This window comes from Sphingobium tyrosinilyticum (assembly GCF_042654265.1).
Classification (GTDB): Bacteria; Pseudomonadota; Alphaproteobacteria; order Sphingomonadales; family Sphingomonadaceae; genus Sphingobium; species Sphingobium tyrosinilyticum.
The window spans coordinates 334,253-356,160 of sequence record NZ_JBHSFZ010000064.1 but is presented as its reverse complement, the minus strand read 5'-3'; the positions used below and the strand labels follow the sequence as shown (position 1 = coordinate 356,160).

Below are 21,908 nucleotides of genomic sequence, written 5' to 3'. Positions count from 1 at the left end.
GCTTTGGGTCATTTTGGCGACAAGTTCTACGGGAACTGCCCAACTGCCTGGCGAGTGGAGCAATCACTGCTGGGGTCGCCAGGTGGCAAAGGCCCCTCCGCAGAGCTGTGCAAGAGCAGCCGGAACGCTTTCGGCGCAATAGGGGTGAAAGAGACATGACTTTCTTCAAGACTCTCTGGCGCGACCAGAGCGGTGCTTCGGCGGCCGAATATGCGCTGATCCTGGCAATTGTCGGCACTGGCATTGCGTTGGCCGCTTGGAACTTGGGCACGGCGATCAAAAATTCGATGGGCAGCGCCACCAACTGCATCAAGAATGTCGGCACGGGTTCTGCGCCGAGCGCTAATTGCTGAGCCTAAAAGAGGGGTAAGTACATGACTTATTTTAAAAAGCTTTGGGCAGATGAAAGCGGTGCTTCGGCGGCCGAATATGCCTTGATCCTGGCAATTGTGGGTACCGGCATTGCGTTGGCTGCCTGGAACTTGGGTGCGGCGATTAAGAATTCAATGGGTCTTTCCACGAACTGCATTAGCAATGTTGGCACGGGCTCTGCACCTCCGGCCAATTGCTGAGTATAAATAGGAAGGCCAGCCTGAGGCTGGCCTTCCTAACTTTCAGTTCGGGGGGGAGTTGTTGTGGGGCAGCGCAGATCTTTAATCATCCTTGGTCTCGCGATCTTGCTGGGCTTGGCGGCGGTGTTCATCGCCAACAGCTATTTGAGCAAGGCTGAGCAGGCTCAGGCCACGCCGCAGGGTGGCATGGCCAAGGTGGTCGTCGCATCCATGCCGCTGGCTTTTGGTGCGGCTATTACGCCGGAAAAGATCAAGGTCGTCGATTGGCCCTTGGCTTCGGTGCCGCCCGGCGCCTTCCGGGACCCGATGCAACTCACCTCCCTCGGCAAGCAGCGCGTGGTTCTGCGCCAGATCGAGCCGGGCGAGCCGATCCTCACTTCCAAGCTGTCAGGCGAAGGCGGCCGCGCCACCATGTCCGGTGTGCTGCGGCCCGAAATGCGTGCGGTGGCGGTACGGGTGAATGATGTTGCGGCGGCGGGCGGCTTCGTGCTGCCGGGCGATATGGTCGATGTCTTCGTGACCCGCACGATGCAGGACGGCGTTGGAAGCCAGCAGATCACCGATGTGCTGCTGCAGAATACGCGCGTCATCGCGATCGACCAGAATGCGAACGACAGCTCCAAGGACCCCGCGATTGGCAAGACCGCGACGCTGGAGGTCAACCAGGTCGATGCGCAGAAGCTGGTGCTGGGCCAGCAGGTCGGCCAGCTAACGCTGGTGCTGCGCAACGTGACGGATGAGCCCAACCCGGCGGTGCAGACCGTGGGGACGGAGGATCTGCGCGATGGCGCCTATGTGGGCGGCTTTGCCGGACCGCGCGCCCGGATCGCGGAGGCCGCCTATGTGCCTGCTCGGCTTCCGGTGATGCGCGCTCCGCGCCGTGCCGTGCCGAAGAATGTTTCCGCTCTGCCCGCGACCGCATCGGTCGAAATCGTGCGCGGCACGACTGGCACCAGCTATGAGGTGAAGCGCTATGGTTCCCGCTAAGTCCTTGTCGATGCTGGCGCTGGGGGCAGCGCTGGCTGCGACGGCGATGCCCGCTCAAGCCCAGGTCGCATCGCTGACCGCCAGCAACATCGATCATGCAGGGCAGCTCGACGTGCCGCTCAACAAGAGCCAGGTGCTGACTGTCGATCGGCCTTTTTCAAAGGCGCTGGTGGGCAATCAGGAAGTCGCCGACGTCCTGCCCTTGACCAACCGATCGCTCTATGTGCTGGGCAAGAAGGTGGGGACGACAAGCCTCACGCTTTATGACAGCCGCAACATGCTGATCGCGGTGGTCGATGTGGCGGTGGGGCCGGATGTGGTGACGCTGAAGCGTCAGCTGGCCGAACTGATCCCCGGCGAGCAGATCGGCGCGCGCGTTTCTAATGACGCGGTGGTGCTGACCGGCACAGTGTCGAGCGCTTCGGCGGTCGATCGGGCGATGCAGATCGCCAAGACCTATGCCGGGGGCGACGAGAAGGTCGTCAACATGCTGTCGGTAGGCGCGTCGCAGCAGGTGATGCTGGAAGTGCGCTTTTCGGAAGTGAACCGGCAGGCGGCGAAGCAGATTGGGCTGAACCACAGCTTCAACGGTAACCGCACTGCGGGCAGCATCGGCAACCTGTCGGCTGACTCGATCGTGCCGACCAACAATAATGGCGTGCCGACCATTCTGCTTGACGGGCTGTCCGATGCTTTTGGCGTCGGGACATGGGCGTACAAGATTGGGAGCGTCAACATATTCTCGGCCCTTGATGCGCTGGAGCGCAAGGGGCTGGTGAAGACGCTGGCCGAGCCGACGCTGGTGGCGCTGTCGGGTGAGACCGCGTCCTTCCTGGCGGGCGGCGAATTTCCGATCCCGGTAACGCAGAGCAGCGGCGGGGGGGGCAATAACGGCAACGGCATCACTGTCGAGTTCAAGCCGTTCGGTGTCAGCCTGGGCTTCACGCCTACTGTCCTGAGCGACGGCATCATCAACCTGGTGGTTGAACCGGAGGTTAGCTCGATCGATCCTTCGGCGTCGGTATCGATCAACGGATTGGTCGTTCCGGGCCTGCTGACGCGGCGGGCGAAGACTGTGGTGGAACTGCGGGATGGGCAGTCCTTTGCGATTGCGGGGCTGCTGCGTAACGACTTCCAGGATACGGTGCGGCAACTGCCGGTGCTGGGTTCGCTGCCGATCATCGGAGCGCTGTTCCGCTCGACCGGCTTCCAGAAGCAGCAGACCGAACTGGTCATGATCGTGACGCCTCGGTTGGTGAAGCCGATGCGGGCGGAGGATGTGAGCCTCCCGACCGATCGGGTGGGCAATCCGCATGAGCTGGACCTGTTCCTGATGGGGCGGACGGACAAAGCGGTGGGGATCAACCCGCTCAATCCCGATGCGATGCCACCGGAAAGCCGCCGGACGGCTCCCGCGCCTACGCCTGCCGCCCCGGCGCCGGCTCCGGCGGGCGCGACGCAGAGCGGATATGAACTATGAGCGGGAGTGAGACCATGCGCACACTGTCCCTGGCCGTCCTGCTGGTCGCCCCGGCGCTGGCGGGCTGCACTACAAACGACCCGACCTTCGGCGGCGCGGTGCGCAGCAACTATGCGCAGCAGGTGATCAACCCGGACCCACGCTATGAGGGCACGCTCGTCGAAGGCGGCGAAGGCACGCGCAGCGCCGCCGCGGTGGAACGCTACCGCACCGACAAGGTGAAGGAGCCGAAGTCGATCCGCACCACGTCCGGTAGCGGTGGCTCCGGCGGCGGCTCAGGCGGCCGGTGATCGGGGAGGGTTTCAATCCATGTCTGCCCGTCGGAATAGCCTCCTAAGGTCAACCAGCGGTGCGGTAGCGCCGACGGTCGCCCTGTCGCTGTTCGGGCTGATTGCGGCGGGCGGCATCGCTTTTGATTATGCGCGGATGGCGAGCCTCGACAGCGAATTGCAGACTGCTGCGGACCAAGCTGCTTTGGCAGCGGCGACGCAGTTGGATGGGAAGAGCAATGCCCGGACAAGGGCGACTAACGCCGTCAATAATCTTATCCAGAACGATGCCCGATTTGCAAATGACAAGTGTGGTGCGGCAATTAAGGTCGGCGGCACGGTTCCTACGGGCTGTGACAGCAGCGGAGCCCTGACCTTCTATCAAGACAAGGCCAAGACAACTTTGGCTACCACTGATCAGGATGCCAATTTTGTTGAGGTGAAGGTCAATTCGCGCACGGCTTATTTCGCGCTGACTCCGATCGTGAGGACATTTTCGTCGGGAGCCTTGTCGGCGAAGGCCTTTGCCGGGGTTGGATCGGCGATCTGTAAGGTGCCGCCGGTGATGATCTGCAATCCGAGCGAGCCGGACACCAACGCCGATGAGAATTTGGCTTTCAATGTATCGCGAGGCGTAGGCCTGAAGCTCATCACCGGCAATGCTGACGCGGCAGGCAACTTCGGATGGCTGGAGGCGACGTTCAAAAATGGTGCGAACGGCCTAGCCGCCGCATTGGGTTATGACACCATTCAGACCGATTGCCAGGCAATGGATGGCATCACTACCAAGACCGGCATGAGCACTTCGGTGCTGGATTCACTCAATACCCGATTTGACGTCTATGCGAACGGCAGCATCTGCCCGTCGCAATATGGCGGCACATGTTCGCCCTCCACCAATACGCGCAAAGACCTGACCTGTAGTTCCGACAACGGGAGCACCTGCAAAAACGGATTTGATGTTTCGGACAACCCATACCGGCCGACGACCGCTGCGGTGATGACCGGTAGTTATCCTGATATCATGGGTTATCCCCGTGATCTGTGCCATGCCGTTCCGCAAGGATCGCAAACATGTGGTATCGTTGGCAGCGGCACATGGGATCGTGACGCTTATTTCAAGGTAAATTACGGTTGGGACGCGGCCACATGGCCGGGCGCAACCAGCCTTGGGGCAACGCCGAGCCGCTATGATGTGTATAATTGGGAAGTCGCCCATCCCAGCGTCGTGGTTGGAGGGGTTGCCAAGGGGATCGGTGTGGCGCAGCCCGCTGGCAGCAAATATGCCTTCGGTTCTCCAGCCAATGGTGTAGCGGGCATTACGCCCAGTTCTGCGGGTGTGGATCGCCGGCGCATCTCAGTCGCTGTTCTTAACTGTCACGCCCTTAAGCTGCATGGCAAGACTTCGGGTATTGACCCGGTGAAATGGCTTGATGTTTTTCTGGTTGAGCCATCCATCGATCGTAAGATTGGGGGAACCAAATGGACCGAGAAGAAGGAAGTCTATGTCGAAGTGATTGCCGACACAGGGAGCGGCCTAAACGGAGCGAGTAATCCACAGGTGATCGAGCGATCGGTCCCGTACCTGATTGAGTGATGACGATGGCCTCTTCTTTCCTCTTTCGTCCCATCGGTTGTAACCGGGCAGCAGCTGCTGCGGAAATGGCTCTCGTAACACCCCTTCTCATCACTTTGATGTTCGGTGCGTTTGAGCTGGGCAACTATTTCCTTAGCGAGCACGTTGTGGCGAAGGCAGTTCGCGATGGCGCGCGCTATGCTTCGCGGCGGGCTTTCACAGAGTTCACCTGCCCTAACACCGTATCAAGCGACGTAGTGGACAAGACTCGCAATATCACCCGCACCGGGCAGATCGCAAATGGAGGGACAGCACGGTTAACCAGCTGGACTACAGCGACGACAGTTTCGGTGACACTCAGTTGCACCGCAATTTCTGGAGGAAATTACTCTGGGATATATAATGGCATGTCGAACGTCCCTCGGATCAAGGTTTCCGCCACCGTTCCTTATACGTCCCTGTTCAATAATCTTGGCTTCACCAGCACTTCGTTGTCGCTGATTTCGTCATCCGAAGCGACGGTGCAGGGGATATGATCCGGCGGCTTGCCCTCCTTGCTCAAGACCAGCGCGCTTCTTCGGCGGCGGAATTCGCGATCGTATTGCCGTTGCTCATCATATTTTTATTCGGCATCATCGATGTTGGCCGTCTGATGTGGACTTGGAATCGCGCGGAAAAGGCGACCCAGATGGGTGTGCGCTATGCCGTCGCTACCGACATGATTCCCAACGGTCTGGCTGCATATAGTTTCGTCGTTAGTGGCTCGCTCTCACAGGGTGATCCAATCCCTGAGGCTTCCTTCGGCGGAGCGTCTTGCAACTTCAATGCGGGCGCTGTCAGTTGTTCATGCAAGACAGGGGCGACCTGTCCGAGTCCTCTGGTCAGTAACAGTGCGACGGCACTGACTGCGTTTAACAACGTCGTTGCCCGTATGAAATTGTTCATGCCTGAGATCACGGCGAGTAAGGTCACCATCGACTATGACTATTCGGGCCTGGGTTATGCAGGAGATCCCAACGGGCCGGACGTTGCTCCGCTGGTCAAGGTATCCCTGAAGCAAATGACCTTTACACCGGTGGCTTTGACACCTTTTAGAACTAGCATCTCTCTCCCCAGCTTCAGCGCCGCCCTCACCATGGAAGACGGCCAGGGCACGGTATCAAATTGAGGAACAAGATCTTGGGCATCGTGACGAACACAGCGGAAGCCGCCGAGAGCTGGACCCTCGATGTTGGGGATGAGGGTATTCACCTGATCCTGTCGGAGCAGGAGGTTGCGGCTTCCGATATATTGGGGGATCGGCTGAGCGGGCAGTCGCTGACGCTTTCGATGTTGGCGCCCAGTGCTTCTCTGCCGTCGCAGCTGGTGAGCGAGGCCAAGGCGATCATATTGGAGGTGATGCCGGACGACGAAGCTTCCATGCGGCGGCTGGCGGCGTTGCGGGCGGCTCATCCGGCTCTGCTGGTAGTGGCGGCGGTGCGCAATGCGGAGATTCCGCTGGTGCGCGCGCTGTTGCGGAGCGGGATCAATGATGTGTTGCCGCTGCCTTTGCAGGCGAGCGAACTGACGGCCATCCTGGACCATTTGCGGGCGGAGATCACGGCTAAGGGCGGGCAGAACGTCAAGACGGGGCAGCTGGTCTCCATCATCAAGAGTGTTGGCGGCGTGGGGGCTACCACGATCGCGACCCAGGCGGCGAGCCTGCATGCCCGGTCGGTCCGTCAGGCGGGCGAGCGGGTTTGCCTGTTCGACTTCGATATTCAGTTCGGCAATGCGGGCACCTTCCTGAGCATAACGTCTCCGCTGACGCTGGCGGACCTGTTGCAGGGCGGCAATCGGGTGGATCGGGAGCTGCTGGGATCGGTTACGCTCGAAACGCCGACGGGGCTTCACGTCGTGACCGCGCCGACGGAGATCATGCCGCTGGAGGCGGTGAACGCCGAGCAGGTGTTCCGCGTGGTCGAACTGGCGCAGCGCAATTTCGATACCATCTATCTCGACCTGCCGGGCAATTGGACGAACTGGTCCATGTCGCTGGTGGCGCGGTCGGAAGTCATCTTCCTGGTGTGCGAACTGACCATCGCCAGCCTGCGTCAGGCGCGGAGGCAGATTGCGCTGCTGCGCGACCAGGGCATCGATCCGGCGCGGATCCATGTGATCGCGAACCGGGTGGAGAAGAAGCTGTTCCGCGCGATCGGGCTGGCAGATGCGGCAGCGGCGCTGGATCATCCGGTGAACCTCAGCATTGCAAACGACTTCCCGCTGGTGAGCTCGGCGCTGGACCAGGGGGTGCTGATCCAGGAACTCAAGGCACGCAGCCGCATCTGCAAGGACATGGCCGACATAGTCGATTGCGCCATGCAGGCGGTCGAGGCGCGGCGCCAGGCGGAGAAGGGCTGATGTGGCAGATCCGGAAAGGCGATAGCCGGTTTGGCGATACTCGGGATGAGGTGGGGCCGACCGATACCGAGCTGGTCCACTGGGAAGAGGACCGGCATACCGAACTGAAGGTCGCTCTGCACCAGAAGCTGATCGACCTGATCAACCTGTCCGCGCTGGAAAATATGTCGCGCGCGCAGGTGGAAGCGGAAGTGGGCGAGATCGTCCATGAACAGCTGGCGCTGCAGAAGCATGCGCTGAACTTGGAAGAGCGCAAGCGGCTGGTTTCGGACATATTGGACGAGCTGCTGGGGCTGGGGCCGCTAGAGCCGCTGCTGAAGGACCAGAGCGTCACTGACATTTTGGTGAACGGCCACAAGATCGTCTTCGTCGAGCGCGGCGGACGGCTGGTGGAGACGGCGACGCGGTTCAAGGATGAGAAGCATCTGCTGCGTATCATCCAGAAGATCGTCGCGGCTGTCGGGCGGCGCGTAGACGAGGCTTCACCCTTTGTCGATGCGCGTTTGGCGGACGGTTCGCGCGTCAATGCGGTAGTGCCGCCGCTGGCCGTGGATGGGTCGCTGCTGTCGATCCGTAAATTCGCCAAGGTGCCGATCAGCATGGGGCGGCTGTCCGAGCTGGGCAGCGTGCCCGCGCCGATGGCGCAGGTGCTGGGGGCGGTGGTGGCGGCGCGGCGCAATGTGCTGATTTCCGGCGGGACGGGTTCGGGCAAGACGACGCTGCTCAACGCCATGTCGGCAAGCATCGACGAGGCGGAGCGGATCGTCACGATCGAGGATTCGGCCGAATTGCAATTGCAGCAGCGTCATGTGGTGCGGCTGGAAACGCGGCCCCCGAATATCGAAGGGCGGGGCGAAGTCACCCAGCGCGACCTGGTGAAGAATGCACTGCGTATGCGGCCGGACCGCATCATCGTGGGCGAAGTGCGCGCCGGTGAAGCGTTCGACATGCTGCAGGCGATGAACACCGGCCATGATGGATCGATGACCACGGTCCACGCCAATACGCCGCGCGATGCTCTTTCGCGTGTCGAGCAGATGATCGGCATGAGCGGCATCGACATTTCGCCGCGATCGGCGCGGGCGCAGATTGCTTCGGCGCTGAACGTGATCGTGCAGGTCGGGCGCCTATCGGACGGCCGCCGCCGCCTGATGAGCATTTCCGAGATTACCGGCATGGAAGGTGAGGTCATCACCATGCAGGAAATCTTCCGGTTCAAGATGACCGGGCGTGAGGAGAATGGGATGGTGCGCGGCCATTTCGAGGCGACGGGCATCCGGCCCAAATTCATGAGCGAACTGTCCGATCGGGGCATCAATCTGCCCGCGGACCTCTTCCGGCCTGATGCGGTGGTGCAATGATCAATCCGATCTACATCCGCGCCTTCGTTCTGGTCCTGCTGTTCGCGGCGGTGATCCTGACGATTGAGGGCGTCCACAGCTGGTTCCGGGCACGCGCGGGTACGGAGCGCGTCGTCAACAAGCGGCTGAAGATGATCGCGGCGGGGTTCGAGCGCAGCACGGTCCTTTCAAAGCTTCGCCGTGATGACGAGACGCTGAACTTCAATCATGACAGCGTCTTCGGCCGCATGGGGCTGAGCGTCATCCGGGCGCTGCATGGCGCGGGCCTGAGCGTGCCTGCGCGCACGGTGCTGACGCTGATGACGATCGCGACGGGGCTGCTGTTCCTGATCGTGATTATCGGCGCGCTGCTGTCAGGATATGGCATGACGGCGGGGATGATCATGATGGCGGCGGCCTTTGCCGCGTCGCTGGGCGTGCTGCTGCCGATCATGGTGCTGAGCCGGTTGAGCCAGCGCCGGCGCAAGAAGATGGAAGAGCAGTTTCCCGTGGCGCTGGACACTTTCGTCCGAGGCCTGCGCGCGGGGCATCCGATTGCGGCGGCATTGGACCTGCTGACCAAGGAGATGCGGGACCCGATCGGCAGCGAGTTCGGCATCGTCGTCGATGAAGTCACCTATGGTTCCGACCTGCGCGACGCCTTGCAGCGCATGGCCGAGCGGTGGGACATGAACGAGATGCATATGTTCGTGACGTCCCTGTCCGTGCAGGCGGAGACGGGCGGCAACTTGGCCGAGATATTGGAAAATCTGTCGCTGGTGATCCGCGAGCGGGCGAGCCTGTTCCTGAAGGTGCGGGCGCTGAGTTCCGAAGGGCGGATGACCGCGGTCATGCTGACCGCGCTGCCGATCCTGGCCTTCGTCGCGTTGTTCCTGCTCAATCCGGCCTTTTACCTGGATATCGCGCAGGACCCCATGTTCATCTTCGGATTTTCCGGGCTCATCATCCTCTACATCATCGGCTTCGTCACGATACGCCGCATGGTTGACCTGAAAGTGTGACCTGATGCTGGACCTCGCCCTTATCTCGCAGCTTCGGCCGATATTGCTGATCCTGCTGTTCGTCGCGATCGTGGCGATCGTCTATGGCGTTTCGGAAGCGGTAGCGCGCACCTCGAGGGTGCGCAGCCGCCTCGATGTGGTCAGCGAAGCGGGGAGCGTGGTGCAGGGCGGTGGGCAAAGCCTGCGCAACGAGCGGAACAACAGCGAATGGAAAAAGCTGGTCGAGCGGATCGAGAGGCTGGGCATTTCCCTGGCGGATACGCAGAATGACAGCCTGCGCAAGCGGCTGATCGCGGCGGGCTACCCTTCGCCCGAAGCGCCCAAGGTGTTCACATTCATCCGGCTGGTGCTGACGTTGGTGCTGCCTGCGATATTGGTGCTGATGTCGCTGAACAAGCCGGAGCCGCCGAGCCCGGTGAAGCTCTACTTGATGGCGACTGCTATCGCTGTGCTGGGGCTGTATCTGCCTAACCTGTTCATTTCGGCCAAGGCGGCGCGGCGGCAAGAGGCGATCGTTCACGGCTTTCCCGACGCGCTGGACCTGATGCTGGTGTGCGTTGAGGCGGGGCTTGGGCTGGAAGCGGCGATGGATCGGGTGGGGCGCGAACTTGCCATATCGCATCCACTGGTGTCGCAGGCGCTGGGCAAGGTGGTTCTGGAACTGCGCGCGGGGCGCAGCCGGGCCGATGCGCTGCGGCGTATGGCGGACGATGTGGATGTGGACGAAATCCGCTCCTTCGCGACGCTGCTGATCCAGTCGGACCAGCTGGGGTCGAGCGTGGGGCAAACGCTGCGCGTCTATGCGGCGGAAATGCGCGAGAAGCGGCGGATGCGGGCCGAAGAAAAGGCGCACAGGTTGCCGGTGCTGCTGTCGGTTCCGCTGGTCGCCTGCATGCTGCCGGTGATGATCGGGGTGCTGATGCTGCCTGCGGTGGTGCGGGTAGTGCGTGATATTCTGCCGGCGATGGCGCGGTAGAGGACATAAAGGGGACGGGGCATGAAGAGACGGGCAATGGCGGTCGCGCTCATCTTCGCGAGCGCGGCATGCAGTTCAGCGAACCGGGACGTCGCGATCCGATCCGTCAACAGCGAGGCCGTAGGCACGGCCGGGCAGGACTCTCTGGCGCGCGGCGACGTGCTGTTTTCGCGCGGGGAGCATGCGCTGGCGCTGGACGCCTACCGGCGAGCCATGCGGCAGAACCCGGCCGATCCGCACGCGCTAAACGGCGTAGCGATCAGCTATGCGGCGATAGGGCGGCATGACCTAGCGCGCGAATATTTCGAATTGGCTCTGGCGCGCGCGCCGCAGGATGAGCGCATTCATCGGAACTTCGCGCGCAGCCTGATGGCGCAGGGTTTGCAGGCCGAAGCGAACGCGCTGCTGGCGCAGATCGGGCAGGGGGCCGTGCCGGGGACGGCGCGCCGCCCGACGCTGGCGCAACTGGCGGCGAGCGGGGGAGGGACGCCCGCCGGATTGCCTGCGCGAACCGCTGGGCTGGATCTGGAACGGGTTTCGATGGGTGAAGTGCGGTTGCGTACGCTGGCGGTCAGCGGCGCGCGGCCGACGCTGCCTGGCCGCAGGACGTCGCAGTTGAACACGGCGATCGTGACTGTCGCCAACGCGAGCAAATCAGCGCCTGCCATTTCGCTGACGCGCGAGTTGAAAGCGCCGATCGTCCAGCTTTCCGCCACGTCCGATGCGACGCTGGACAAGCCGGTCGCGTCGCTGGGATGTAACGTGTCTCCGGTTGGGGCTAACGCCAAGGCGTCACCAGCTTGCGCGACGATGGCGGGCGCGGTCGAGCATGATGGTCTGTTCGAACAGTTGTGGAAGTGGAGCGGAGGCCGGGGATGAGCGTCCTCCTGCTTCTGGCGGCTGCGACGGCTTTACCTGCACCGCTGCCGCCGAGCGCGACGACAGCTCCCGCGTTGGATTATGGCCGCCTGATCGATGATGCGATCGATGGTGGGCGGATCATCCAGGCTGAAAGCATGCTCGGCCAATGGCGGGCCAATGCGCGAGCGCAGGAGGGCGCGGCGGTCGATATCGCGGTCGCGCGTATGACGCTTGCCAAGGGACAGAATGGAGAGGCCGAAACGCGCTTTGCCGCGATCAGCCAGGCCGGATCGAAGGACTGCCGCGTCGATGAGGGGCTGGGCATCGCGCGTCTGCGGCTTGGCCGCGCTGAACAGGCGACAGACGCGCTGCGCCGCGCCGTCGATCATTGCGCCGGGCGCTGGCGGGCATGGAATGCGCTGGGCGTCGCCTATGATGCTGAAAAGGCGTGGGCACTTAGCGCGGCGGCCTATGAAAAGGCATTTCAACTGACCGACAAGCCGGTGCAGATACTCAATAATTATGGCCTTTCGCTGATGGCGCAGGGGCAGGCGGAGAGAGCCGTGGCCATATATGGCAAGGCTTTGGAGCTGGCGCCCGATGACGCGCGCATCATCGCCAATAGCGACGCCGCGCAGATCATGGCTGGACGCGACATAGAGCGCCGCCCGGCCGACGACGCCAATAGCTGGGCGAAGCGGCTGGGCGAGGCAGGGAAGGTGGCGCTGCGCATGGGCGACGCGGGCAAAGCGCGGGCATATTTGAGCCGCGCAGTGACAGAGTCGGAAAGCTTTCAGCCAGAAGCTGCCGCCACGCTTGCAACGATGGGAGCCAAGCCGTGACGAAGGACCTGATATTGCTGGCGGTTTGCCTGGTTCTGATGGCAGCGGCGATCGAGGATATCGCGAAGCTGCGGATTTCGAACATATTGCCGCTGCTCGTCATGGGCCTGTTCGTGCCTTGGGTGGTGGTGGCCGGTTGGCAAAATGACATCTGGCAGAACGGAACGCTTTTCCTGGTGGTTTTTGCCCTGGGGTCGGCGCTGTTCGCGATGGGCTGGATGGGCGGGGGAGACGTCAAGCTGATGGCGGCTTGCGCGCTCTGGTTCGATTGGTCGGCGGCACTGCCCTGGTTTGTCTATGTGACGGTGGGCGGCGGCGTGCTGGCGCTGCTGCTGATGGCCGGGCGGCGCATGGTTCCGCGTACGGTGCGGGACGGTTCCTCGCTGGCGATCTTCGCGGCGAACGGCCCCATTCCCTATGGCGTGGCGATCGCGCTGGGGACCATCATGACGCTCTATATGGCTGGACCCAATCCGAGCGGCGTTGCGCATCTGCCGTCCTTCGTGAAGGGGTTGTAACGGAATAGGAAGCGGCCAATCGTCCTTCTTTTGGCGAAAGGCGATTGGCGACCCCCATGGTTTCACGACCCCAGGCGCGTCCGCAGCGTTACGCCGATTGTTCTTGGCTCGCTCGGCGTTCCCACGATGAGGCCGCTATTGCCTGCCTGCACGGTAAGATTCTGCATATAATCCCGGTCGAACAAGTTTCGGGCGAACAGCGCCAGCTCCCATTGTCCGGCGCGGTAACCCACGCTGCCGTTGACCAGCGTATAGCCTTTGATCACCGTATAGGCGGAGCCGGTTGCCTCACCCCGGACCCGTGTGCGGGTAACGGCGTCGGCGCGGAGGAACAGTTCTCCGCCTTTCAAAGGCGCGCGATATTCTCCGCCTGCCGATCCGGTCCATTTGGGTAGGCCGGGGAGAGCGTTGCCGGTGAGATCGCATCGCGCCGTGCTGCTTCCCGTCCGCTCGATGGGGCAAGGCCCGTTGGGATAGCTGGCATATTCGCCGTCCGCATAAGCGCCCGACGCCCTCAGCGTCAGGTGGGACCCTAATGCAGCCGATGCGTCGAATTCGATGCCCTTCACCCTGACCTTGGGGATATTGGCAAGATAGCTGCGCGGCGCGACGGTGGCCGAATTATCGACGATATTGGCCTGAAAATCCTTCACATCCACATGATAGCCATTGATGTTGAAGACCAGCGCGCCTTCCAGCAGCCGCGTCTTGAGCCCGGCTTCCCAGGTAGAATTGGTTTCCGGGCGCACGACGGCGGTGGCCAGCACGGCCTGATTGGCGCTGTTGACCGGCAGGCCGGACATGTTGATGCCGCCCGACTTTTGCCCCTTGGCGAAGCTGGCATAGGCCATGATCTGATTGGTCAGGTCGTAGGCGATGTTGATCCGTCCCGACGCGCTGCCGTCGCCGTCATGCGCGCTGTAGCTTTGCGCGCGCAGGATCGATTGCTGGTCGTTGTAGAGCGTCGAAACGGGCACCGTCGCCTGCCCGCCGAAGGTACGCACGTCATAGATGCCGTCTTTCTCCTCATAGGTGTAGCGCAGGCCGCCTGTGATCGAGAGCCGCGCTGCCGGATGCCAGCTCACCTCGCCGAAGACGCCGAAGCTTTCGCTGCGGAAGTCGGTATGGCCGTCGGTCTGATAGCCGTTCAGCAGGGCCGATGTGCGGGTGGGGCTGGCGGGGAGCAGCCAATAGGTCGCCAGCGGGCCATAGATGCTGATCGGGCGGCCCGTAATCTTCTGGTGGAAATAGTAGAGGCCGGCGACATAGTCGATCGGTCCGGGGCTGGTGGAGCCTATCCGTAGTTCCTAGCTGAACTGCTCCTGCCGGGACGGGATATGCTGCGTGGTCTGGATGTGCAGTCCGGTATAGTCGCGATCGTTGGCCGCGTCCCAGTCCCAGAAGCGCCAGGCGCTGATCGACGTCAATATGGTCCCGCCGAGCTTCCAGTCGGCGGTAGCCGAAACGCCGCCTTCATCCGTATCGACGCCAAGCGGCGCGTCATTGTCGGTTACGCGATCATAGGGATTGAGGCTGGGCGGGGCATAGGGGGCACCCGGGGCATTGGCGGCCAAAGTCACATAGCGTTGCGCGGCAGGCTTGAGCGTTGGCGCCACCCGCACGAAAAGCTGGGCGCAGCAATTGTTGCTGAAGTTCGCCCAATCTCCGATGACCCGCAGGGTGAAATCCGGCGATGGCTGGAACAGCAGTTGCCCGCGGATCGCATCATTGTGAATATTATTCTGCCGCTCGTCGCGCCGGACGTTGCGGATATAACCGTCCTGCCGCGTCACCAGACCCGACAGGCGGAAGGCGAGCACGCCATCCTCGATGGGGCCGGTCACCGCAGCCTTGGCCTGCAGGAAGTTTCGGCTGCCGTAGGAGATTTCCGCTTCTCCGCCGAAGTCGAAGCTGGGCTTCTTCGTGATGATGCTGATCGCGCCTGCCGTAGTGTTCTTGCCGAACAATGTGCCTTGCGGTCCGCGCAGCAGCTCTACTCGTTCGATATCGGCGAAGTCGAACGCCGCGGTTGCGGGGCGGGCATGATAGACGCCATCGACATAGAAGCCCACGCCCCCTTCCAACCCGTCATTGGCCTGGCTGACGGCGACGACGCTCGATCCCAGGCCGCGTGTCGTGAAGGCGGTGTTGCGCGGATTGGCGGAGGAATAGTTGAGCGCGGGCGCCAATTGGCTGAGCTGGTTGATGTTGACTGTGTAGGTTCGTTCGAGGTCCTTGCCGCTGACGATGCTGAGCGATGCGGGAACGCGCTGTGCATCCTCTTCACGTAGGCGGGCGGTGACGATGATCGGCCCTTGAGGTGCGCTTTCCGCTTTGGGCGTCTGCGCCAACACTGGCTTCGGAGAAATGCCCGCCAATAATGCCGCTATTACGGCACAAGATGTCTTGTTCATGTCTGCCCCCTTCTTCGTTGGGGCAGCCGGTACAAGCTACTCGCGTGATTGGCTATATTCAATTGTATATAGGTTTGACTGGCGAGGATGGAGTGGAAAGACGCTGAAAATAGTGGATTTCAGTCGTTCTCCCTCTTCCATCATCGGAAGAAGATTGAGAAACGCCGCGCATCGTCGCGATCAGCTATACAGCCGTCCCATGCCGGAACGGCGCGCCCTCGTCAGGCGCGCGCCAGCAGACCTTCGAGCAAGCCTTCGAACAGGCGGCGGCCGTCGGTCTTACCGTGGGCGGGTTCGATCACGCGTTCGGGGTGGGGCATCATGCCCAGCACATTGCCCGCCTCGTTGAGGATGCCTGCGATGTTGCGGGCCGAGCCGTTGACACTTTCGCCATAGCGCAGCGCCACGCGGCCTTCGCCTTCGAGGCGGTCGAGCGTTTCGGGGTCGGCGAAATAATTGCCGTCATGATGGGCAACCGGGAAAATCACCGACTCGCCAGCGTCGTAGCGGCTGGTGAAGGCGCTCTGCGCATTTTCCACCGTCAGGGAAACGTCGCGGCAGACGAAATGGCCGCCGGCATTGCGCAGCAGCGCGCCGGGCAGCAGGCCGCTTTCGGTCAGCACCTGGAAGCCGTTGCAGATGCCCAGTACATAGGCGCCGCGATCGGCCGCCTTTGCGACGGCCTGCATGACAGGAGAGCGGGCTGCCATCGCGCCGGATCGCAGATAGTCGCCATAGGAAAAGCCGCCCGGAACGCCGATCAGGTCGATGTCATCCGGCAGTTCGGTGTCGCGGTGCCAGATCATGGCCGGCTTCGAACCGCTCACCGCCTCGAACGCCGTGGCGAGGTCGCGGTCGCAATTGCTGCCGGGGAAGACGATGACAGCGCTCTTCATGGCTCAGGCCACCTTTTCGATGCGGTAGTTTTCGATCACCGTGTTGGCGAGCAGCTTGCGGCACATGGCGTCGATATCTTCGTCGCTGGTGCCGTCCGCCAGGTCCAGCTCGATGAGCTTGCCCGCGCGCACGTCGTTCACGCCCGAAAAGCCCAGGCCGTCGAGTGCGTGGTGGATCGCCTTGCCCTGCGGGTCGAGAACCCCGCCCTTGAGGGTGACGAAGATGCGGGCTTTCATGAGGCCAAAAACTCCGTGGATTGCTATGGCGCACCCCCTAGTCGCCTGCGCCGCGCCAAGCAAGGCATTATCCCTTTATTAGCCACTGTAAGGCTATAGCTCATGCACGGCATGAGGGGTTTTCAGGATGGCTGGTCTTGCGCTGGCGATGTTTGTCGGGCTTTTCGCCTTCGGGCAGCAGATCGTCGGCTATGACGATCCGCATGGCCGCGTCCAGTTGGCGCTGCTGGCGACCTTCACCTTCGGCGTACTGATCGGATACCGGGCCAACAGCTGAGCGGGCGATAAAGTCGTTCGCTTGAGCCGCCTTCTATTCTAGGGCGGCGGCATGAGTGGCGAATATCTCTATTATACATGCGCGATCCTGGCGGTGATCCTTTCGGGGCTCGCCAAGGGTGGTTTCGCAGGCGTGGGCGCGCTGGCGATGCCGATCATGGCGTTGGGCATCGATCCTGTCCGGGCTGCGGCGATCATGCTGCCCATATTGATATTGCAGGATGCGGTCAGCGTCTGGTCGTTCCGGCATAGTTGGGACGCGCATATCTTGAAGGTGATGCTGCCCGGCATGGCGGCGGGCGTGGGGCTCGGCTATCTCTTTGCCGCGCAGGTGCCTGAGACGGCTGTGCTGGGCGCACTGGGCTTTATTTCCACGCTGTTCGGTGCGCAGAGGCTTTGGGTGGAGCGGGGCGGGGCGATCGTCCTGCCGTCCACATCGCCCAACTGGATCGGGACGCTGCTCGGCGTGGCGAGCGGCTTTACCAGCCAGATCGCCCATGCGGGTGCGCCGCCCTTTCAGATGTGGGTTCTGCCCAAGCGGCTGGCGCGCGATGTGCTGATCGGAACCAGCGCCATCGCCTTTGCCGTCATGAACTGGATCAAGGTGCCCGCTTATGCCGCGTTGGGGCAGTTCACCCGCGCCAATCTGATGGCGACAGCGATGCTGGCGCCGATCGCGATCGCGGCGACCTTTGCCGGGGTGGTGCTGGTGCGGCGGGTTGATCCGGCGCGTTTCTACACGCTGATCTACGTGCTGATGGTGCTGCTGGGGATCAAGCTGATGGTGGACGCAGCGATGGGGTAATTCCCCTCCACCGCCTATGGCGGTCCCCCTCCCCATCACGGATGGGGAGGATTTGGGAGGTGCCGATCAGTCCTTGCTGCGCTTCTTGCGGTGAGTGTCGAGGTCCAGCACGGTCGTATCTGCGCCCTCGGGCATGAGGCCGAGGCGGCGCGCGACTTCCTGATAGGCTTCGACTTCGCCGCCCAGATCGCGGCGGAAGCGGTCCTTGTCGAGCTTTTCGCCGGTGTTCATGTCCCACAGGCGGCAGCCGTCCGGGCTGATCTCGTCGGCCAGGATGACACGGCTATAGTCGCCATCCCACAGGCGGCCGAACTCCAGCTTGAAGTCCACCAGGCGGATGCCGATGGCCGCGAAGAGGCCGCACATGAAGTCGTTGATGCGGATCGCCATGTCGGCGATGTCGTGCATCTCTTCCTGCGTGGCCCAGCCGAAGCAGGCGATATGCTCTTCGGACACGAGCGGATCGCCCAGCGCATCGTCCTTGTAGCAATATTCGATGAGGGTGCGGGGCAGCTGCGTGCCTTCCTCGATCCCCAGCTTCTTGCTGAGCGAGCCGGCGGCGACGTTGCGCACGACGACTTCGATGGGGACGATTTCCACCTGGCGCACCAACTGCTCGCGCATGTTGAGGCGGCGGATGAAGTGGGTGGGCACGCCGATCTGGCCAAGCAGGGTGAAGATATGCTCGGAAATGCGGTTGTTGAGCACGCCCTTGCCGGAGATCGTGCCCTTCTTCTGCGCGTTGAAGGCGGTGGCGTCATCCTTGAAATATTGAATGATCGTGCCGGGCTCCGGGCCTTCGTAAAGGATCTTTGCCTTGCCTTCGTAAATCTGGCGGCGACGAGCCATGCGCGTTCCTGTCTTCCAAGAAAGAATGTGCCCCGGCAAACGCGAATCGAAAAAGGATCAGCGGGTGCCGGGGCTGCTAGGGCTCGGCCCATAGACCAAAGCAGGCGGGGGTGCAATTAGGGTGCTGAATTCGCGCGCTACAGGACGTCGCCGAACATGAACCAGACCAGCGCGATCCAAGCCGCAAGACCGACAACGCCCAAGATAACGCCGGAGCGCGCCCGGATCGCATGCGCCAAGCCGCCGCCTTCGGTCCATTCGTCTCCGTCATCCGTCATTGGTTCAGTGTAGCCAACCAGGACAGGGAGGAAAGCGCTATTCGGCCGCCTCTATCTGGGGCTTTTTCTCTTCAACCTCGCGCTGGACCGCCATCAGGCGTTCGGTGAAGCATTGCCGCCACCAGCTTATGTCCTGCTCCTCAACGCATTTCATCATCGACTGCCAGCGGCGCTTCCGTTCCTCCAGGGGCATCGCGAGCGCGCGAGTGATGGAATCGGACACCTCCTCGGGACTATAGGGGTTGATGAGCAGCGCGTCCTTGAGCTGGGTGGCCGCTCCTGCGAAGCGCGAGAGGATGAGGACGCCGGGGTCCTCCGGGTCCTGCGCCGCGACATATTCCTTGGCAACGAGGTTCATGCCGTCGCGCAGCGGGGTGACGAGCCCAATCTGGGCAGCGCGATATATGCCCGCCAGCTTGTCGCGGGGATAGCCTTGGTTGACGTAGCGCACGGGGCTCCAGTCCACATCGCTATATTCGCCGTTTATGCGGCCCGCGAGCGCGTCCAGCGTGGCGCGGATATGCTGGTAGCTTTCCACTTCGCCCCGGGACGGGGGCGCTATCTGGGTCAGCACGACATTACGATGATGTTCGGGGTGGTCCTTCAGGAAGCGGGCATAGCCGTTGAAGCGTTCCTCCAGCCCCTTGCTGTAATCCAGCCGATCAACGCCCACGATCAGGGCACGGTGCTGCAGCGAACGGCGGACCTGTTCGAACATGGAGCTGGCCGCGTCGCTGACGGCGGCCCTGGAGAATTCCTGGGCATTGATGCCGATCGGGCAGGCAATCGCCTGGATCGTGCGGCCATTGAGCGTGACGAAGTCGCCGTTGACCGTTCCGCCCATTTCCCGTTCGATATAATGGCGGAAGGATTCCAGCCATTCTTCGGTGTGGAAACCCACAACATCATAAGCGAAGAGCGTCTGCACCAGCTTGGTATGATGCGGCAGCGACACGAGCAGGCGCGTCGGCGGCCAGGGGATGTGCAGGAAAAAGCCCATCCGGTTGTTAAGGCCCTTGTCCCTTAACATCTGGCCGAGCGGGATCATGTGATAATCATGAACCCATATGATGTCCTCTGGTTCGATCAGGGGGCTCGCCGTGTCGGCGAAGCGCTGATTGACGCGATTATAGCCGCCTTCGAAATCGCGGGCATATTCCGCCAGATCGATCCGGAAGTGGAAGAGCGGCCACAGCGTCTTGTTGGCGTAGCCGTTATAATATTCATCGACGTCCTGCTCTTCCAGATCGATCGTTGCAGTCTTGACGCCTTCGTCTTCCGAAAAACCGATATGGCCGGTGAAATTTTCCGTGATCTCACCCGACCAGCCGACCCAGATGCCCCGGCTTTCCCGCAGCGCCTGGGCGAGAGCTACGGCAAGACCGCCCTGATTACCGGACTTGTTGGGCCTGCTTACCCGGTTGGAAATGACAATCAGGCGGCTCATCGCATCACGCTCCAGGGTTTGCTCAGCAGAACGGCGCAATTGATGATGCCGACCAATGAGTAGGTTTGGGGATAGTTCCCCCATAATTCTCCGGTCACTGGATCGATATCCTCGGACAGCAGCCCGGCGGCAGTGCGGCGCGACAGCATCTCTTCGAACAGCAGCCGCGCCTCTTCCGTGCGGCCAGTTCGGTGCAGGGCTTCGATCAGCCAGAAGGTGCAAACATTGAAGGCGGTGACCGGCTCGCCGAAATCGTCGGGCGTGCTATAGCGGAGCATATTGTTGCCCCGGCGCAGATCCTGCTCCAGCGCCTTGAGCGTGCCGACGAACATGGGATTGTCGGCGGTCAGGAAACGCAGGTCGAGTAGTTGCAGCAGTGAGGCGTCGCGGGCGTCATCTTCGAAATTGGCCGAGATGGCGTTGCTGTGGGTGCGCCAGGCCGACTGAAGAATACGCGCCTTCATGATTTCTGCCCGTTCGCGCCAATGCACTTCCCGCTCGGGCAGGGCCAACGCGGAGGCGGCGTGGGCCAGGCGGTCGCAGGCGGCCCAGCACATCACCGCGCTATAGCTGTGCACGTGGGCGCGCGTGCGCAGTTCCCACAGGCCAGCGTCTGGCTGGTCATAGACGGCCCAGGCGCGTTCGCCGACAGCCTCCAGCGCTTCGAAATCGGACATGCCGGCCATGCGGAGCAGGCGTTGGTCGATGAAGCCCTGAACCGAGGACAGGACGATCTGGCCGTAAGCGTCATGCTGGATTTGCGAATAAGCGGCGTTGCCGACGCGGACCGGGCCCATGCCGCGATAGCCGGGCAGATTTTCCGCCTCCCGCTCCTCCAATGTCGCGTTGCCGCGCACATCGTAGAGCGGTTGGATATGGCCGCCCTTGGCCCCATCGACGATGTTGCGCAGATAGACGAGGTAGCTTTCCAAGACGTCCAGCGCACCAAGGCGGTTGAGCGCTTCGACCGTGTAATAGGCGTCGCGTATCCAGCAGTAGCGATAATCCCAGTTACGCCCTGAATCTGCATGTTCGGGGATGCTGGTCGTCAGTGCGGCGACGATCGCGCCGGTTTCCTCATGCTGACAGAGCTTAAGCGTGATGGCGGAGCGAATGACGGCTTCTTGCCACTCCGCAGGAATGGCGAGCCCGCGCACCCAGACCTGCCATTCATGAATGGTGTCGTCCAGCATCCGTTCGACGGCGGGCCGCAGGGCGTCGGAAAAGCTCTCATCCGGCCCCAGGAAGAAATGCATGTCATGTTCCAGACGGAACCAGCTTTCCTGGCTGATGAGGCCGATAGGCGCATTGGTGGACATGCGCATCGCCATGTAGGACAGGACGAGGCGGATATGGTTCGAGCCATAGCTGATCGGCACATTTTCCGAATGCCACGACGTCGTCGGGCGGAGCCGGACACGGATTCGCGGGCTGCCCGCAACGGGACGGACGATGCGGCAAAAGGCGACCGGGCGGTACATGCGTCCCAAATGCCGGTGACGGGGGCAAAAGTCGTAAAGCTCGATCGCGTTGCCGTGATCGTCGGTCTGCCGTGTCACGAGGATCGGCGTGTTGCGGATATAATGCTGCTCTATGCTGACGCAGTTTTCCAGCTCGATCGCCCAGAAACCATGTGCGTCCGGGCCATCCCATGCCTTGTCATCCAGTAGGGCGGAAAAGACGGGATCGCCGTCCACGCGGGGCACGCAGGCCCATATCATCCGGCCGGCGCGGTCGATCAGCGCGGATGCCTGGCAGTTGCCGATAGGCCAAAGATCGAGATTGCGCTCGTTCCCGGCGTAGCTTGTTTGACTGTGCCTGACTATCGGTCTGCCCCCTTGGTTCATTCAAACGAAGGGGGCG

The 21,908-nt window shown here is 62.1% G+C and carries 25 protein-coding genes; 17 read left to right on the top strand and 8 right to left on the bottom strand.

What is annotated here, in order from left to right; all coding sequences use genetic code 11:
• The first annotated feature begins 155 nt into the window (after nt 1-155).
• From ACFO3E_RS19260 to ACFO3E_RS19190, 15 genes are all read left to right on the top strand, one after another.
• Nucleotides 156-353: a Flp family type IVb pilin gene (locus tag ACFO3E_RS19260; protein ID WP_066527930.1), complete on the top strand. Its 198-nt coding sequence runs from the start codon at nt 156-158 to the stop codon at nt 351-353.
• Nucleotides 354-374: 21 nt separating this feature from the next.
• Entirely contained in the window at nt 375-572 is a 198-nt protein-coding gene (locus tag ACFO3E_RS19255; RefSeq protein ID WP_066527933.1) for a Flp family type IVb pilin, read from the top strand.
• A gap of 63 nt (nt 573-635) precedes the next feature.
• On the top strand, nt 636-1,559 hold the full coding sequence (cpaB, locus tag ACFO3E_RS19250; RefSeq protein ID WP_082919630.1) for a Flp pilus assembly protein CpaB: 924 nt from the start codon (nt 636-638) through the stop codon (nt 1,557-1,559).
• Entirely contained in the window at nt 1,546-3,039 is a 1,494-nt protein-coding gene (locus ACFO3E_RS19245) for a type II and III secretion system protein family protein (protein WP_066527936.1), read from the top strand. The genes cpaB and ACFO3E_RS19245 overlap by 14 nt, the downstream gene beginning before the upstream one ends.
• 14 nt (nt 3,040-3,053) lie before the next feature.
• Entirely contained in the window at nt 3,054-3,329 is a 276-nt protein-coding gene (locus ACFO3E_RS19240) for a hypothetical protein (protein WP_066527938.1), read from the top strand.
• Nucleotides 3,330-3,348: 19 nt separating this feature from the next.
• On the top strand, nt 3,349-4,905 hold the full coding sequence (locus ACFO3E_RS19235; protein WP_380807195.1) for a pilus assembly protein TadG-related protein: 1,557 nt from the start codon (nt 3,349-3,351) through the stop codon (nt 4,903-4,905).
• Nucleotides 4,905-5,420: a TadE family protein gene (locus ACFO3E_RS19230; protein WP_225870551.1), complete on the top strand. Its 516-nt coding sequence runs from the start codon at nt 4,905-4,907 to the stop codon at nt 5,418-5,420. The genes ACFO3E_RS19235 and ACFO3E_RS19230 overlap by 1 nt, the downstream gene beginning before the upstream one ends.
• Nucleotides 5,417-6,052 (top strand): TadE/TadG family type IV pilus assembly protein, encoded by a 636-nt coding sequence (locus tag ACFO3E_RS19225; RefSeq protein ID WP_066527942.1) that lies wholly within the window; start codon nt 5,417-5,419, stop codon nt 6,050-6,052. Before ACFO3E_RS19230 ends, ACFO3E_RS19225 begins: the two co-directional genes overlap by 4 nt.
• Nucleotides 6,049-7,284, top strand: a complete 1,236-nt coding sequence (locus tag ACFO3E_RS19220) for a CpaE/TadZ family protein (protein ID WP_066527943.1) — start codon at nt 6,049-6,051, stop codon at nt 7,282-7,284. Before ACFO3E_RS19225 ends, ACFO3E_RS19220 begins: the two co-directional genes overlap by 4 nt.
• Nucleotides 7,284-8,645 (top strand): CpaF family protein, encoded by a 1,362-nt coding sequence (locus tag ACFO3E_RS19215; RefSeq protein ID WP_066529382.1) that lies wholly within the window; start codon nt 7,284-7,286, stop codon nt 8,643-8,645. Before ACFO3E_RS19220 ends, ACFO3E_RS19215 begins: the two co-directional genes overlap by 1 nt.
• Nucleotides 8,642-9,646, top strand: a complete 1,005-nt coding sequence (locus ACFO3E_RS19210; protein ID WP_225870552.1) for a type II secretion system F family protein — start codon at nt 8,642-8,644, stop codon at nt 9,644-9,646. The genes ACFO3E_RS19215 and ACFO3E_RS19210 overlap by 4 nt, the downstream gene beginning before the upstream one ends.
• Before the next feature lie 4 nt (nt 9,647-9,650).
• Nucleotides 9,651-10,622, top strand: a complete 972-nt coding sequence (locus ACFO3E_RS19205; protein WP_066527944.1) for a type II secretion system F family protein — start codon at nt 9,651-9,653, stop codon at nt 10,620-10,622.
• Between the two features lie 21 nt (nt 10,623-10,643).
• Nucleotides 10,644-11,501, top strand: coding sequence for a tetratricopeptide repeat protein (locus ACFO3E_RS19200; protein WP_156518491.1), 858 nt, complete (start codon nt 10,644-10,646; stop codon nt 11,499-11,501).
• Entirely contained in the window at nt 11,498-12,325 is an 828-nt protein-coding gene (locus tag ACFO3E_RS19195) for a tetratricopeptide repeat protein (RefSeq protein WP_066527949.1), read from the top strand. Before ACFO3E_RS19200 ends, ACFO3E_RS19195 begins: the two co-directional genes overlap by 4 nt.
• Nucleotides 12,322-12,843, top strand: a complete 522-nt coding sequence (locus ACFO3E_RS19190) for an A24 family peptidase (RefSeq protein ID WP_066527952.1) — start codon at nt 12,322-12,324, stop codon at nt 12,841-12,843. Before ACFO3E_RS19195 ends, ACFO3E_RS19190 begins: the two co-directional genes overlap by 4 nt.
• 62 nt (nt 12,844-12,905) lie before the next feature.
• On the opposite strand, the gene ACFO3E_RS19185 is transcribed toward ACFO3E_RS19190, so the two are convergent.
• The 4 genes from ACFO3E_RS19185 to purS all read right to left on the bottom strand — a co-directional run bounded on the left by ACFO3E_RS19185 (nt 12,906) and on the right by purS (nt 16,390).
• Nucleotides 12,906-14,057 (bottom strand): TonB-dependent receptor, encoded by a 1,152-nt coding sequence (locus ACFO3E_RS19185; RefSeq protein ID WP_380807194.1) that lies wholly within the window; start codon nt 14,055-14,057, stop codon nt 12,906-12,908.
• A gap of 93 nt (nt 14,058-14,150) precedes the next feature.
• Nucleotides 14,151-15,257, bottom strand: a complete 1,107-nt coding sequence (locus ACFO3E_RS19180) for a TonB-dependent receptor (protein ID WP_225870553.1) — start codon at nt 15,255-15,257, stop codon at nt 14,151-14,153.
• 221 nt (nt 15,258-15,478) lie between these two features.
• Nucleotides 15,479-16,153, bottom strand: a complete 675-nt coding sequence (gene purQ / locus ACFO3E_RS19175; RefSeq protein WP_066527956.1) for a phosphoribosylformylglycinamidine synthase subunit PurQ — start codon at nt 16,151-16,153, stop codon at nt 15,479-15,481.
• A gap of 3 nt (nt 16,154-16,156) precedes the next feature.
• Nucleotides 16,157-16,390 carry a phosphoribosylformylglycinamidine synthase subunit PurS gene (gene purS / locus ACFO3E_RS19170; RefSeq protein WP_022683267.1) on the bottom strand — a complete coding sequence of 78 codons (234 nt, stop codon included), beginning with the start codon at nt 16,388-16,390 and terminating at the stop codon, nt 16,157-16,159.
• 127 nt (nt 16,391-16,517) lie between these two features.
• Here purS and ACFO3E_RS19165 point away from each other — a divergent pair, with 127 nt between their 5' ends.
• The gene (locus tag ACFO3E_RS19165; protein WP_197486278.1) at nt 16,518-16,667 is read left to right on the top strand and encodes a hypothetical protein; all 150 of its coding nucleotides are present in this window, start codon (nt 16,518-16,520) and stop codon (nt 16,665-16,667) included.
• A gap of 51 nt (nt 16,668-16,718) precedes the next feature.
• Complete coding sequence (locus ACFO3E_RS19160) at nt 16,719-17,471, top strand: sulfite exporter TauE/SafE family protein (RefSeq protein ID WP_066527957.1); 753 nt, start codon at nt 16,719-16,721, stop codon at nt 17,469-17,471.
• 66 nt (nt 17,472-17,537) lie between these two features.
• On the opposite strand, the gene purC is transcribed toward ACFO3E_RS19160, so the two are convergent.
• From purC to ACFO3E_RS19140, 4 genes are all read right to left on the bottom strand, one after another.
• Nucleotides 17,538-18,320 (bottom strand): phosphoribosylaminoimidazolesuccinocarboxamide synthase, encoded by a 783-nt coding sequence (purC, locus tag ACFO3E_RS19155; RefSeq protein ID WP_066527959.1) that lies wholly within the window; start codon nt 18,318-18,320, stop codon nt 17,538-17,540.
• Between the two features lie 137 nt (nt 18,321-18,457).
• The gene (locus ACFO3E_RS19150; RefSeq protein ID WP_197486279.1) at nt 18,458-18,598 is read right to left on the bottom strand and encodes a hypothetical protein; all 141 of its coding nucleotides are present in this window, start codon (nt 18,596-18,598) and stop codon (nt 18,458-18,460) included.
• Nucleotides 18,599-18,635: 37 nt separating this feature from the next.
• Nucleotides 18,636-20,045 carry an alpha,alpha-trehalose-phosphate synthase (UDP-forming) gene (otsA, locus tag ACFO3E_RS19145; RefSeq protein WP_380807009.1) on the bottom strand — a complete coding sequence of 470 codons (1,410 nt, stop codon included), beginning with the start codon at nt 20,043-20,045 and terminating at the stop codon, nt 18,636-18,638.
• Nucleotides 20,042-21,892 carry a glycoside hydrolase family 15 protein gene (locus ACFO3E_RS19140; RefSeq protein WP_225870554.1) on the bottom strand — a complete coding sequence of 617 codons (1,851 nt, stop codon included), beginning with the start codon at nt 21,890-21,892 and terminating at the stop codon, nt 20,042-20,044. The genes otsA and ACFO3E_RS19140 overlap by 4 nt, the downstream gene beginning before the upstream one ends.
• Nucleotides 21,893-21,908: the final 16 nt, after the last annotated feature.